11 protein-coding genes and 1 pseudogene are annotated in these 12744 nt (G+C 63.6%); 9 read left to right on the plus strand and 3 right to left on the minus strand.

The annotated features are described in order from the left end of the window. Window positions 1-11: 11 nt before the first annotated feature. From NKJ91_RS04795 to NKJ91_RS04810, 4 genes and pseudogenes are all read left to right on the plus strand, one after another. Window positions 12-59, plus strand: a pseudogene (locus NKJ91_RS04795) (hypothetical protein); the annotation flags it as partial. A gap of 40 nt (window positions 60-99) precedes the next feature. Next, the gene (locus NKJ91_RS04800) at window positions 100-357 is read left to right on the plus strand and encodes a hypothetical protein (RefSeq protein ID WP_352454844.1); all 258 of its coding nucleotides are present in this window, start codon (window positions 100-102) and stop codon (window positions 355-357) included. Window positions 358-509: 152 nt separating this feature from the next. Next, on the plus strand, window positions 510-1784 hold the full coding sequence (locus tag NKJ91_RS04805; RefSeq protein WP_352454668.1) for an amidohydrolase family protein: 1275 nt from the start codon (window positions 510-512) through the stop codon (window positions 1782-1784). A gap of 219 nt (window positions 1785-2003) precedes the next feature. Further along, window positions 2004-2924 (plus strand): DMT family transporter, encoded by a 921-nt coding sequence (locus NKJ91_RS04810; protein ID WP_352454669.1) that lies wholly within the window; start codon window positions 2004-2006, stop codon window positions 2922-2924. On the opposite strand, the gene NKJ91_RS04815 is transcribed toward NKJ91_RS04810, so the two are convergent. Then, window positions 2921-3823 (minus strand): phosphotransferase, encoded by a 903-nt coding sequence (locus tag NKJ91_RS04815; RefSeq protein WP_352454670.1) that lies wholly within the window; start codon window positions 3821-3823, stop codon window positions 2921-2923. The genes NKJ91_RS04810 and NKJ91_RS04815 overlap by 4 nt on opposite strands. Window positions 3824-3926: 103 nt before the next feature. Here NKJ91_RS04815 and NKJ91_RS04820 point away from each other — a divergent pair, with 103 nt between their 5' ends. After that, window positions 3927-4559 (plus strand): class I SAM-dependent DNA methyltransferase, encoded by a 633-nt coding sequence (locus NKJ91_RS04820; RefSeq protein WP_352454671.1) that lies wholly within the window; start codon window positions 3927-3929, stop codon window positions 4557-4559. Between the two features lie 18 nt (window positions 4560-4577). Here the strand turns inward: NKJ91_RS04820 and NKJ91_RS04825 are convergent, their stop codons facing one another. Continuing rightward, a complete protein-coding gene (locus tag NKJ91_RS04825; protein WP_352454672.1) occupies window positions 4578-7031 on the minus strand; it encodes a GcvT family protein in 2454 nt (817 codons plus the stop codon). Next, window positions 7028-7912, minus strand: coding sequence for a phosphotransferase (locus NKJ91_RS04830; RefSeq protein WP_352448675.1), 885 nt, complete (start codon window positions 7910-7912; stop codon window positions 7028-7030). Before NKJ91_RS04830 ends, NKJ91_RS04825 begins: the two co-directional genes overlap by 4 nt. A 435-nt stretch (window positions 7913-8347) precedes the next feature. On the opposite strand from NKJ91_RS04830, the gene NKJ91_RS04835 reads away from it, so the two are divergent. The 4 genes from NKJ91_RS04835 to NKJ91_RS04850 all read left to right on the plus strand — a co-directional run bounded on the left by NKJ91_RS04835 (window position 8348) and on the right by NKJ91_RS04850 (window position 12744). Further along, window positions 8348-9124: a DeoR/GlpR family DNA-binding transcription regulator gene (locus NKJ91_RS04835; protein ID WP_352448483.1), complete on the plus strand. Its 777-nt coding sequence runs from the start codon at window positions 8348-8350 to the stop codon at window positions 9122-9124. 78 nt (window positions 9125-9202) lie between these two features. Then, entirely contained in the window at window positions 9203-10129 is a 927-nt protein-coding gene (locus NKJ91_RS04840) for a LysR family transcriptional regulator (RefSeq protein ID WP_023676350.1), read from the plus strand. 275 nt (window positions 10130-10404) lie between these two features. Further along, the gene (locus NKJ91_RS04845; protein WP_352454673.1) at window positions 10405-11559 is read left to right on the plus strand and encodes an ABC transporter substrate-binding protein; all 1155 of its coding nucleotides are present in this window, start codon (window positions 10405-10407) and stop codon (window positions 11557-11559) included. Window positions 11560-11748: 189 nt separating this feature from the next. Then, the gene (locus tag NKJ91_RS04850; protein WP_352454674.1) at window positions 11749-12744 is read left to right on the plus strand and encodes an ABC transporter ATP-binding protein; all 996 of its coding nucleotides are present in this window, start codon (window positions 11749-11751) and stop codon (window positions 12742-12744) included.

Raw genomic sequence — 12744 nt, forward strand, 5'->3', positions numbered from 1 at the left:
AGGCCGAGGCGCTGCAGGGACCGCCCTTCGCCGATCTCGCCAAGGCCCAGGACGCATTCGACCAGTGGCGCCATGTCTACAACGCCCAGCGTCCCCACGATGCCGCTCGATCGCTACTGGGCATCGCTGCGCCCTTATCGCGAAACGGTCGAGCCGTTCGAATACGCCAAGGGCGATCTCATCCGCCGCGTACAGCAGCATGGCTTCGTCTCCATTCTTGGCCGCACCATGCGTTTGTGCAGGGCCTTCACAGGAAAATCCGTCGCCTTCAGGCCCACCGCCACAGACGGTGTCTTCGACGCCTGGTTCAGACATCAGAAAATAGAAACCATCGACCTCAATGTCCTGGCGCGATAGCATGCAAAACTGTTCGCGATGTCCTCGCACATCTGTTCGCGATGTCCCCAGTCCAAACAAAGGGGAGAAGGGAAGGGCCGCGCCTGAAGGTTCCGCCTTGCGGCAGCACGCTGCATGGAAAGAAACGGCTTTTTTGAACGAGGTGGCGCTAGATGGATTTTGACCTTGTGGTGCGCGGCGGGACGCTGCCCGACGGCAGGATCGCGGATATCGGCATCGTCGGCGAAACGATCGCAGCGATAGAGCCCGAGCTGAACGTCAGCGCCGGCACGGCGATCGATGCCCATGGCAATCTGGTCTCGCCGCCCTTCGTCGATCCGCATTTCCATATGGACGCCACGCTTTCGCTCGGCATTCCGCGCATCAATGTCTCGGGCACGCTGCTCGAAGGCATCTCGCTTTGGGGCGAGTTGAAGCCGCTTCTGACCCACGAAGCGGTGCGCGACCGTGCGCTCGCCTATTGCGACTGGGCGGTGTCGATGGGCCTGCTCGCCATCCGCACCCATGTCGATGTTTGCGACGACCGCCTGCTGGCGGTGGAAGCGCTGCTCGAGGTGAAGAAGACGGTCGCCCCCTATATCGACCTGCAACTGGTCGCCTTTCCGCAGGACGGCTTCTATCGCTCGCCGACGGCGCGCCAAAACACCATCCGCGCGCTCGACATGGGCGTCGATGTCGTCGGCGGCATTCCGCATTTCGAGCGGACAATGGCCGACGGCACGCGCTCGGTGACGGAACTCTGCGAGATGGCGGCCAGGCGCGGCCTGATGGTCGACTTGCATTGCGACGAGACCGACGATCCGCTGTCGCGCCACATCGAGCAGCTTGCCTATGAGACGCAGCGGCTCGGGTTGCAGGGCAGAGTGGCCGGCTCGCACCTGACATCGATGCATTCGATGGATAATTACTACGTTTCGAAGCTATTGCCGCTGATTGCCGAGGCCGGCGTTTCGGCGATCCCAAATCCGCTGATCAACATCATGCTGCAGGGCCGCCACGACACCTTTCCCAAGCGCCGCGGACTGACGCGGGTCAAGGAGATGCTGGCGCAAGGCATCCGCGTCGGCTGGGGCCAGGATTGCGTGCTCGACCCCTGGTATTCGCTGGGCACCGCAGACATGCTCGACGTCGCCTTCATGGGCCTGCATGTCGCGCAGATGTCGAGCCCGGCCGAGATGGCGCGCTGCTTCGACATGGTCACCAGCGTCAATGCCGCCATCATGGGCCTCGACCACCTTGGCCTGGCGGTCGGCAAGCGCGCCAGCCTGGTCGTTCTCGATGCCGGCAATCCGGTCGAAGCGCTGCGCCTGCGCCCCGAGCGCCTCTGCGTCATCGCCAGGGGCAAGGTGGTGGCCGAGCGGAGCCGGCAGGACACGCGGCTTTCGATCGCCGGAAGGCCGGGCACGGTGAACCGGCGCCACGCTTAAAGCGCGTCGCGTTTGAACGGACCCACGCGACGCGCTTTAAGGTCTTGTTTTTAAGCGTGTCGTTATCGCAAAACCGCTGCACACTTTTGCGCGACATGCATTAGTCCAGCCGATTTCCGGCGCTGGTCTTACCGAATTCTCGATTTTCGTCTCGTCATGGCCGCAGCTTGCGACTACGACGCGGGTCACCGTACCCCACGGCGAGGAACCGGTAACGGAATGGCGCAGCCCGCAGCCCAGTACTCAACGATCATGAACGTGCTGCTGGCCGGCATCCTGCTGATGCTCGCCGGCGATTTCCTGTTTGCGCTGAACGACGCGATGGGCAAGTGGCTGGTCGCCAGTTTTTCCGTCGGCCAGGTCGTGCTGATCCGCTCGATCGGCGCGTTTTTCATACTCGGGCCGATGATTGCACATCAGGGTGCGGCCAAGCTGTTTCGCATGGAGCGGCCGGAGCTGCAGCTGCTTCGCGTGGTGATGACGACGCTCGACACGGCGCTGTTCTACGCGGCGGTCGTCTATCTGCCGCTCGCCGATGTGATGAGCTTTTACATGGCCGGGCCGATCTATGTCGCGGCGCTGTCGCACTTCCTGCTCGGCGAAAGGGTCGGCTGGCGCCGCTGGGCGGCTATCCTGGTCGGTTTCTGCGGCGTGCTGATCATGCTGAAGCCATCCTCGGCCGCGTTCTCCCTGTCGTCGATGTTCGCGCTCGCCGGCAGCATTTCATTTGCCTTCGCCATCATCCTCAATCGGCGGCTGCGCGGCACCAGCGACACCTCGCTGGTCACCTGGCAGACCGTCGGCACGCTGCTGGTCGGCGCTGTGTTGACCGTCGGCAGTTGGAAGACGCCGTCATCGCTCGATTTCGGCGCCATGCTGCTTCTCGGCGTCGTCTCCTGCGGCGCGCACCTGATGATCACGCGGGCGTTGAAGCTTGCCCCTGCCTCGACCTTGGCGCCGCTGCATTACAGCCTGCTATTGTGGGCAGTGGTCTTCGGCCTGGCCTTCTTCGGCGATGTGCCTGGGCCGCGCATCCTGGTCGGCTCGGCCATCGTCGTGCTGGCCGGCCTGTTCATCTTTCACCGCCAGAAGGTGGTCGACACGGTACCGCCCGAAAACGTGCCAAAGGGCGTGAACTAACTCCGGCGCACTGCTGCGAGATGCCGCGAAAATTCCGGCGTCTCCATCAGTGCCTTGCAGCGCGCAAACCGGCCGTCGGCATAGGCGCGAAAGTCGTCGGCCGGATTTTTGTTGGCAAGCTGGATCAAGCCCCAGAGCGTCCACAACAGGTCGCACATCGCCTTGTAGATGACGATGCGGGCGCGCCACGCCGGCCTCGGCTCGCCGCCGAAATAGGCGCGCATCATTTCTTCGTCCTGCGCGGCGTCGAATTGCCCTTCGACGCTGAGGTCGCCGAGATCCCAGAGCGGATCGTTCATGCCGGAATATTCCCAGTCGACAATCCACATCCTGTCCCCAGTATCGAGAAAGTTTTCGCAGAGCGGGTCGCAGTGGCAGGCGACGATCGGCAGAGGATGAGCCGCAAGTGCCGCGCGCGCGGTCTCCGCCTCGCGGACCACATCGTGGTAGCCGGCAGGCAGGGCGACGTCCTTGGTTGACAGCACTTTCAGATAATCGTCGATCATCGCAAACAGCTCGAAGCGGAAGGGGAACACCGCGCCGGATGTGTGCAGTTTGCGAAAGGCCTTGCCGGCGCGTGCCGGGCTGCCCGGCCGAGTCTTGAACTTTTCCGGTGACATCGTCTCGGCACCGGCAACGAAGCGGGTCACCAACACGCCGGTCTCGGCATCGACATGCAGCACATCGGGACTGACGCCGGCCTTCGCCGCTTCCCGCGCCGCCACTGCCTCGTTGGCGCGGTTGATGTATTCCTCGGTACCCTTGCCGGGGATACGCAGGCAGAAATTCTTACCCCTGAAGACGAGGTTGGTGAGACCGCCGAGCCGTTCCAGAGGGCCGTCATAGCCGGCCAGCATCGGAATGGCCGCAAGTGCGGCGCGCGCCCGGTCGTCCGCCATGGATTTCGCTCCTTTCCCCGTGTTATTGGGACGATGACGGTTCCACAGTTTTCGCCGTTTGGCTATGATCGCGTTGCGGATCGATACCAGGCGACGGAAAGCGATGACGGACAGCAATCAGCAGAGCGCACTCGCCGCAGCCTATGCGGCGAAGCGGCCGGAAGACGTCGCGGCGCTCTACGACAGTTGGGCAGGCACCTATGACGCCGACATGTCGGCGGCTGGCTATCGCCATCCCACCATCTGCCTTGCCTTGCTGGCCCGCCATCTAGCGCGCGGCGCCGCTCCTCTGCTCGATGCCGGCGCCGGCACCGGGCTCATCGGCGAATGGCTTGCCATTACCGGTTATCCGCAGGTCGAGGCGCTCGACATCTCGGAAGGCATGCTGGCGCAAGCCGCGCGCAAGGGCGTCTATTCGGCGCTTCACTGCCTGGCGCTTGGCGGACCGCTGCCCTTCGTGGACGACGCCTATGCCGGGATCATCTCAGCCGGCGTCTTCACGTCCGGCCATGTCGGGGCCGAGGGTCTGGACGAGCTGATCCGCATCTGCCGGCCGGGCGGGGTGATCGTGCTGACAGTGAAGAACACGCTGTGGGATGCCGGGTTTGCCGCGCGAATCGCCGAGCTCGAGGCGCAAGGCACCGTCACGCGCGCCGAAGAGACGCCGCCCTATGTTTCGATGCCAGGCGAGGCCGATACCGTGCCGAGCCGGGGGCTGGTGCTCATCGTGAACTGAGGCTGAATCCGGAAGGCTCTATGCCTTCACCTTTGCTCCTGCCGGATCGTAAAGCGGCTCAAGGTGTATCTTAGCCGGCGTCCCTTCCATTGCCACCACCAGCTCGTAGTTGCCGGAAGTGAGGAAATCATCGTTGACGCCATCGGCATTGCGCACATAGCCGTAGCCGATGTTCTTGCCGATGGTGTAGCCATAGCCGCCGCTGGTGAGATAACCGACCGCCTCGCCGTTGCGCAGGATGGTCTCGCGCCCGAGCAGCACGACGTCCGGATCATCGACAGTGAAGCCGGCAAAGCGTTTCCCGAGCGTCGAGCCATCGAGCTTTTCAAGCGCCCGCCGGCCGAGGAAATCGGTGTTCTTCCTGAGCTTCACCGCCCAGCCGAGGCCGGCCTCCTGCGGCGTGTCGTTGGGTGTAATGTCGGCGCCCCAGGCGCGGTAGCCCTTTTCCAGCCGCAGCGATTCCAGCGCCCGATAGCCGACCGGGCGAATGTCGTGGACAGCGCCCGCCGTCATCAGTGCGTCGAAAACCTCGCCCGTCGCCGCGATCGACGCATGCAGTTCCCAGCCGAGCTCGCCGACATAGGTGACGCGCAGTGCCCGGACGGCGTGACCGGCAATGGCGATCTCGCGAACATGGCCGAATGGAAAGGCGGCATTCGAGACGTCGGCATCGGTCACGGCTGACAGCACGTCACGGGCGCGCGGCCCCATCAGCGACAATGTGCCGAAATCCTCCGTGACGTCGGTCAGCGTCACGTCGAACTCCCTGCCGATATGATCGGCAATCCAGGAGAAATCATGCGTGCGGAAACCGGTGCCGGTGACCACGTAGAATTTTTCCTCACCGAGCCTCGCCACGGTCAAATCGGCCTCGATGCCGCCGCGCGTATTGAGGAGCTGCGTGTAGGTCAGCCGGCCGACCGGCTTGGCGACGTCGTTGGCGCAGATCCAGTCCAGCGCCTTCAGCGCGTCGGCTCCGGTCATTTCGTATTTGGCGAAAGACGACTGGTCGAAAATACCGATCTTTTCGCGCACGTGGCGGTGCTCGTCGCCAACCGCCGGGAACCAGTTCTGCCGGCCCATCGAATAGACGTCCTTCGGCTCGATGCCTTCCGGCGCGAACCAGTTCGGCCGCTCCCAGCCAAGTTTCGAGCCGAACACGGCGCGATGTTTTTGCAGCCGCTCGTACAAAGGCGAGACGATGCGCGGCCGGCCGCTGACATATTCCTCATGCGGGAAGCCGATCGTGTAGTGCTTGCCATAGGCTTCCAGCGTGCGGTCGCGGACCCATTGCCGGTCGCGGTGGAGATCGGAGAAGCGGCGGATGTCGACCACCCACAGATCGAGCGGCGCCTCGCCGTCGACGACCCATTGCGCCAGCACCCAGCCGGCGCCGCCGCCGGACGCGATGCCGAAGGCATTGAAGCCGGCGCCGACGAACATATTGGCACAGTCCGGCGCCACACCGAGGATGAAATTGCCATCCGGCGTAAAGCTCTCCGGCCCGTTGATCATCTGCTTGACGCCGGCATTGGCGAGCGCCGGGACACGCTCGATCGCCTGGCTCATATGCTGCTCGAAATGATCGTAATCATCGTCGAACAGCCGGAACTCCCAATCGTCCGGCACATCGCCGCCCGGCAGACCGGTCGTCCACGCCTGCGGGTTCGGCTCGTAACCGCCCATCACCAACCCGCCGACCTCCTCCTTGAAATAAGTGCGGCGATCGGGGTCGCGAATTGTCGGCGCGTCGGTCGGCAGGCCATCGATCTTTTCGGTGATGATGTACTGGTGCTTCACCGGCTGCAGCGGCACGTTTATGCCGGCGAGCGCACCCACCTGCCGCGCCCATTGCCCGGCGCAGTTCACTACCTTGTCGCAGGCGATATCGCCCTTGCTGGTCTTTACCGCGGTGATCCGGCCGTCTCTCATTTCGAAGCCGGTGACCCGCACCTCCTCGAACAATTTTGCGCCATGCATGCGCGCACCCTTGGCCAGCGACTGGGTGATGTCGGAAGGGCTTGCCTGACCGTCGGTCGGCAGCCAGGACGCGCCGACGAGGTCGCCGGTTTCCAGCAGCGGCCACATTTCCTTGACCTCGGCCGGCGACAGCAGATGCATGTCCATGCCGAAGCTCTTAGCCGTCGTTGCCAGCCGCTTATACTCGGTCCAGCGGTCGGCATTGGTGGCGAGGCGCAGGCAGCCAGTCATCTTCCAGCCGGTGGCGAGGCCGGTTTCGGCTTCCAGCCCCTTGTAGAGATCGACGGAATATTTGAGCACGCGCGTGATCGACGCCGACGAGCGCAGCTGGCCGACCAGCCCGGCAGCATGCCAGGTCGAACCCGAGGTCAGTTTGCCCTGTTCGAGCAGCACGATTTCGGCCTTGTGGTCGCGCGCCAGATGATAGGCCGTCGAACAGCCGATGATGCCACCGCCGATGACGACGATCCCGGCCTGGGCGGGCAAGGTCATGTCCGCGTCCCGTATTTTGTCTTGTAGTTTTCCAGGGCGGCTTCGAGCCGCGCCAGGTTTTCGTCAGCGTAGGCGGCGTAGTCGACACCGGGCGCGTCGAGGTAAAGCTCGGAAACCATGCCCCACATCGCCTCACGCAGCAGCGACGCGCATTGCATGGCGGCGTGCGAGCGCCGTATCGCCGGGTCCGGCTCCTTCATGAAATAGGCGGTCAGGAAGGCGAAGGACTCCTCGTCGCTCATGCCTGCATTCGACGCCGCGCCGGCAAGGTCGAACATCGCGGTGTTGAAGCCTGCATATTCGAAATCGATGAGCCACAGCCTGTGACCGTCATCGATTATGTTAGCCGGCAAGAGGTCATTATGGCCGAAGACGATCGGCAGCAGCTTTTGCGCGCGCTCGAGCTCGTCCGCCAGCGTCAGCAGGCGCGGCAGTTCGCCCAACTTGCGGCTGCGGCCTTCCTCCAGCGTGCGCGCATAGTCGCGAATGACATGGAATACCCAGAACATGAAGCCGGCGCCGGAGACATGACCGGGCATCTCCCGGTGGAAACCGCGCAGCAACGCGGCAACGCGGCCGAGATCGGCGCGCACGTCCTGCGCGACATAGGCCTTGGCGCCGAGATACTCCGTCACCATGACGCCGGGTCCAGTGAAGTGGACGGCCGGAGCGAAGCCTGCCGCGTGCGCTGCCCGCGCCGTCATCATCTCGCGCTCGCGAAAGACATGGTGGAACGGATAGTCCTGGCCGAGCCGCACGACGTGCCGCCCGGCCGCGTCCTTGACCAGATAATTGGCATTGCTCAGCCCGCCCGGCAGCGGCGCGATGTCGATGCTGCCGGTCCAGCAAGGCAGCGCACGGATGCGGTCTTCGACAGTCACGATCTCGTCCAACATTGGGTCAATTTTCCACGCATGTCACGGCTGGCCAGCGATGACAATCGGACGGAGGAATGGAGGCAACGCGAAGATCTCGTCGGTGCAGATCTCGGGATCGGTATCCCGCACCGCACCGACGAGCCCCTTTGTGCCGGGTTCTTCGACACCGGCATCCGCCCCCGCGGATCCTGAATTTCGGTACCCTTGCACCCGACGATCTCCCGGGCGTTCGGGCAAGCGATTTTTCGTGCGGCTCAGCCTCCGTCCTCCGTTCCGAGCCTGTCACAGCGATAATGTCGCGCCACGCTGGAGGCGTTGTCAACGCGAAATTGTGGTATTTTCTGGTTTTTTGCCCGAATTTTGCTAAATTCCTTGGAGTTAGTGGCATTTATGCCGTAGAAACGGTCAGCGGTGCAACAATCCGACCGGATGGAACCGATGGTCCACTCGAAGCGGCATGGCGAAATCCTGCGCCTCCTCAAGGAGGAAGGCACCGTGACCATTGCGAGCCTGGCCGACCGGCTGGGCGTCTCGCTGGAGACAGTACGCCGCGACGTCAAGCCACTGACCAGCGACGGTTCCATCCTCAAGATGCACGGCGCCGTCGGCCTGCCGTCGATTGCCGGCGAAGCGCCGTTCGAGCGGCGCATGCGCGAGAACGCCGATGCCAAGCGGGCAATAGCGCGCATGGTCGCCGCCACCATCCGCGACGGCGAATCGATCATGCTCGACACCGGCACCACCACCTCTTTCCTGGCCCGGGAACTGCTCGGCCACCGGCGGCTGACGGTCGTCACCAACTCCTCCGACATCGCCCGCACATTGGCCACCGTCAACGGCAATAAGGTCTACATGGCCGGCGGCGAGCTGCGCAGCGATTCCGGTGCTGCCTTCGGCGTCTCGGCCATCGAATTCGTCAGCCGCTTTTCCGTCAGCCATGCAGTGATATCGACCGGTGCGGTCGATGCCGTCACCGGCGTCATGGACTATGATCTGGAAGAGGCCGAATTCGCCCGCATGGTGCTGTCGCGCGGCCAGCGTTCGCTTGTCGTCACCGACCATAGCAAATTCGGCCGCCAGGGCCTTGTTCAGGTCTGCGGCTTCGGCGGCTTTTCCGAACTCGCGACCGACCGTCCGCCGCCGCACGACATCGCCGCCGCCCTTGCCCAGGCCGGCGCACGGCTCAGCATTGCCGATGGCGGAAGCGAGGGCTGAGCTCTAGCGTGAGCTCTATCGGGAGATCTGCGCCAGCACCCACTTCCCAGCGCCGCCTCTGCCGTGTTTAGTCCGGCCATGGCTTTCACCATCCGCCAATTGCAGTTCTTCATCGCCGTCGCCGAGCAGGGCACAGTGTCGGGCGCCGCCCAGAACCTGTCGATCTCGCAATCCTCGGTCACCGAGGCGATCAAGGAGCTGGAGCACGATCTCGGCGTCGAGCTGTTCGAGCGCCACCCGCGCGGCTTGAACATCACCCACAAAGGCCACCAGTTCCTGCGCCATGCGAGAAAGATCCTGGCCGACGTTTCCGATGCGCGCCGCGCCTTCTTCGGCGAACAGGCCGCGGCAAGCGGGCGGCTACAACTTGGCGTCACCTCGCTGGTCGCCGGCTATGTGCTTTCCGATCTTCTTGCCCGCTACCGCCGCGCCTATCCGGGTGTCGAGGTCTCGGCGATCGAGGACAATGGCGACTATCTCGAGCACCTGTTAATTGGCGGCAAGCTCGACATTGCCGTCATGGTCACCTCGAACCTGCGCGACCGCACGGCACTGCAGTCCGAAATCCTCGAAGTCTCGGCCTACCGGCTGTGGCTGCCGCTCGGCCATCCCTTGGCCGGTGCCGACATCATCGGCATCGGCGACATCGCCTCGGAACCGCTGATCATGCTGACCGTCGACGAGATCGAGGAGAATACCGGAAAGCTGCTGACGGCAATCGGCGCCAAGCCGCATGTCGCCTTCCGCACCCGCTCGGTCGAAGCGGTGCGCAGCCTCGTCGCTACCGGCGCCGGCGTGGCGCTGCTGCCCGACCTCGTCTACCGGCCATGGTCGCTGGAAGGCGACCGCATCGAATCGCGCGATATTTCGGGGTCGTTACCAGTCGTCCAGGTCGGCATGGTCTGGCGGCGCGGCTCCGGCCTGCCGCAGGCGGCTCGCGACTTCATCGGACTTGCCCAGTCGCAGCGCATGGTGCGCCAACGGCCCGAGAAGATCGGCCGCTGACGTATCGGAAAAACCGATATCGGCTTTCTGATAAATGAATTTGCGAAACCGGAAATTTCGCAGCACTTTTCGGTCAGGGAACAAAGCTGCCGTTAGAGCGACGTGCGTCCAATTGGACCCACATAGTACGCTCTAAGACTTTATTCCGATTTTCGGGCCGATGCGAGGAGCACGGCCCTTCAGAGCCGCGCATCCAACGTTTTTGAACGGGCGCATGATCTTCTTTCCGAAACCCGAAACTGGTTTCAAGGTCATGCAAAAATGGGAGATCGACGATGAATTCATTGCTGAAATCATGCACTGCCTTGACGGTCGCGCTGAGCTTCTCCGGCCAGGCCACCGCCCAGGTCAAGGAGCTCGGCAAAGGCGAAGGCGAGGTCAATATCGTCGCCTGGCCGGGCTATATCGAGCGCGGCGAAACCGACAAGGCCTATGATTGGGTCACGTCCTTCGAGAAGGAAACCGGCTGTAAGATCAACGTCAAGACCGCTAACACCTCCGACGAGATGGTCTCGCTGATGAACGAGGGCGGTTTCGACCTGGTCACCGCCTCGGGCGATGCCTCGCTGCGTCTGGTCGCCGGCAAGCGCGTCCAGCCGATCAACACCGACCTCATCCCGAGCTGGAAGACGGTCGACGACCGGCTGAAGGATGCGCCCTGGTTCACCGTCGGCGGAGTCCATTACGGCGTCCCCTATCAGTGGGGGCCGAACGTGCTGATGTACAACACCGAAGTGTTCAAGGAGGCGCCGAAGAGCTGGAACGTGGTCTTCGAGGAAATGAAGCTTCCCGACGGCAAGTCGAACAAGGGCCGCGTCCAGGCCTATGACGGGCCGATCCACATCGCCGACGCCGCCAATTACCTGATGGCTCACAAGCCGGAGCTCGGCATCAAGGATCCGTACGAACTGACCGAGGATCAGTACAAGGCGGCGCTCGACCTGCTGCGGGTCCAGCGTACGCTGGTCGGACGCTATTGGCACGACGCCGCCATCCAGGTCGACGATTTCCAGAACGAAGGCGTCGTCGCCTCCGGTTCTTGGCCCTATCAGGTCAACACGCTGATCGCGGCCAAGAAGCCGGTCGCCTCGACTATCCCCGAGGAGGGCGTCACCGGCTGGGCCGATACCACGATGATGGAGGCCGATGCTGCCCACCCGAACTGCGCCTACATGTGGATGGAGCATTCGCTGTCGCCAAAAGTGCAGGGCGACGTCTCCGCCTGGTTCGGCTCGCTGCCGGTGGTGCCCGCCGCCTGCAAGGGCAACGAACTGCTCGGCGAAGAAGGCTGCAAGACCAACGGGTACGACAATTTCGACAAGATCAAGTTCTGGAAGACGCCGGTCTCGAAATGCGCCACCCAGAACGACCAGTGCGTGCCCTATTACCGCTGGGTGTCGGACTATATCGGCGTCATCGGCGGGCGGTGAGTTCGCCTCACCTACGAAGCTTGGCGCTGCCCCTCACCCTTACCCTCTCCCGGTGAAGAACGGGGGGTCGCCAGCGTTGGAGCGCCTCCCTTCTCCCCGTCCACTATACGAGGAGAAGGTGCCGGCAGGCGGATAAGAGGCAGCGCTACCGCCTGAAATTTGATGAGCCTGACAGATCAGGACAGCCCCATGACCTCCGCCGTTTCCTTCCAAAACGTCTCTCGCCATTTCGGCAGCGTGCGTGCCGTCGACGCGGTCGATCTCGACATCGTGCCGGGCGAGTTCTTCGCCATGCTCGGGCCTTCCGGCTCGGGCAAGACGACGTGCCTGCGCCTCATCGCCGGTTTCGAGCAGCCGACGGCGGGTTCGATCTCGATCTTCGGCGAACGCGCCGAGGGCGTGCCGCCCTATCGCCGCAACGTCAACACCGTGTTCCAGGATTATGCGCTGTTCCCGCATCTCAACGTGCTCGACAACGTCGCCTATGGGCTGATGGTCAAGGGCGTCGGCAGACCGGAGCGGCAAAAGGCGGCGGAAGAAGCGCTGGCGCTGGTGCGGCTTCCCGGCTACGGCGCCCGTCGCCCTGGCCAGCTTTCCGGCGGCCAGCGCCAGCGCGTCGCGCTCGCCCGTGCGCTGGTTAACCAGCCCAAGGTGCTGTTGCTCGACGAGCCGCTCGGCGCCCTCGACCTCAAGCTTCGCGAAAACATGCAGGAGGAGTTGAAATCGCTGCAGAAGGCGCTCGGCATCACCTTCGTGTTCGTCACCCACGACCAGGGCGAAGCGCTGTCGATGGCCGACCGCGTGGCCGTCTTCAATGACGGCAAGATCATGCAGATCGGCACGCCGGAAGACATCTACCAGCGCCCCAAGACCCGCTTCGTCGCCGATTTCGTCGGCTCGTCCAACGTGCTGCCGCCGGATTTCGTCCAGCGCTATGCCGGCCAGCATCGCTGGGGCAGCCTGCGGCCCGAATCCATCCGTATTGGCCGGGCCAACGGCGAAGGGGTTGCCGCCCGCCTGGTCTCGACCAACTATCTCGGCGCCACGACAAGACTGGCGCTCGATGCAGAGGGCTTGCGGCTGCATGCCATCGTGCCGGCGGGTGCTGTCTTGCCCCGGGAAGGCGAGGCGGTGGTGCTCACCTTCAACCGCGAGCATTTGCATCTGATGGACGAGCTAGGATGA

Origin of the sequence: Mesorhizobium sp. M0040 (genome assembly GCF_040323505.1) — a bacterium.
Classification (GTDB): Bacteria; Pseudomonadota; Alphaproteobacteria; order Rhizobiales; family Rhizobiaceae; genus Mesorhizobium.

Coding starts and splice junctions, on each gene's coding strand:
- NKJ91_RS04800 (WP_352454844.1), top strand. CDS start 100: ATGCCGCTCGATCGCTACTGGGCATCGCTGCGCCCTTATCGCGAAACG.
- NKJ91_RS04815 (WP_352454670.1), bottom strand. CDS start 3,823: ATGGCGGACGACCGGGCGCGCGCCGCACTTGCGGCCATTCCGATGCTG.
- NKJ91_RS04850 (WP_352454674.1), top strand. CDS start 11,749: ATGACCTCCGCCGTTTCCTTCCAAAACGTCTCTCGCCATTTCGGCAGC.
- NKJ91_RS04840 (WP_023676350.1), top strand. CDS start 9,203: ATGGCTTTCACCATCCGCCAATTGCAGTTCTTCATCGCCGTCGCCGAG.
- NKJ91_RS04805 (WP_352454668.1), top strand. CDS start 510: ATGGATTTTGACCTTGTGGTGCGCGGCGGGACGCTGCCCGACGGCAGG.
- NKJ91_RS04810 (WP_352454669.1), top strand. CDS start 2,004: ATGGCGCAGCCCGCAGCCCAGTACTCAACGATCATGAACGTGCTGCTG.
- NKJ91_RS04845 (WP_352454673.1), top strand. CDS start 10,405: ATGAATTCATTGCTGAAATCATGCACTGCCTTGACGGTCGCGCTGAGC.
- NKJ91_RS04835 (WP_352448483.1), top strand. CDS start 8,348: ATGGTCCACTCGAAGCGGCATGGCGAAATCCTGCGCCTCCTCAAGGAG.
- NKJ91_RS04825 (WP_352454672.1), bottom strand. CDS start 7,031: ATGACCTTGCCCGCCCAGGCCGGGATCGTCGTCATCGGCGGTGGCATC.
- NKJ91_RS04820 (WP_352454671.1), top strand. CDS start 3,927: ATGACGGACAGCAATCAGCAGAGCGCACTCGCCGCAGCCTATGCGGCG.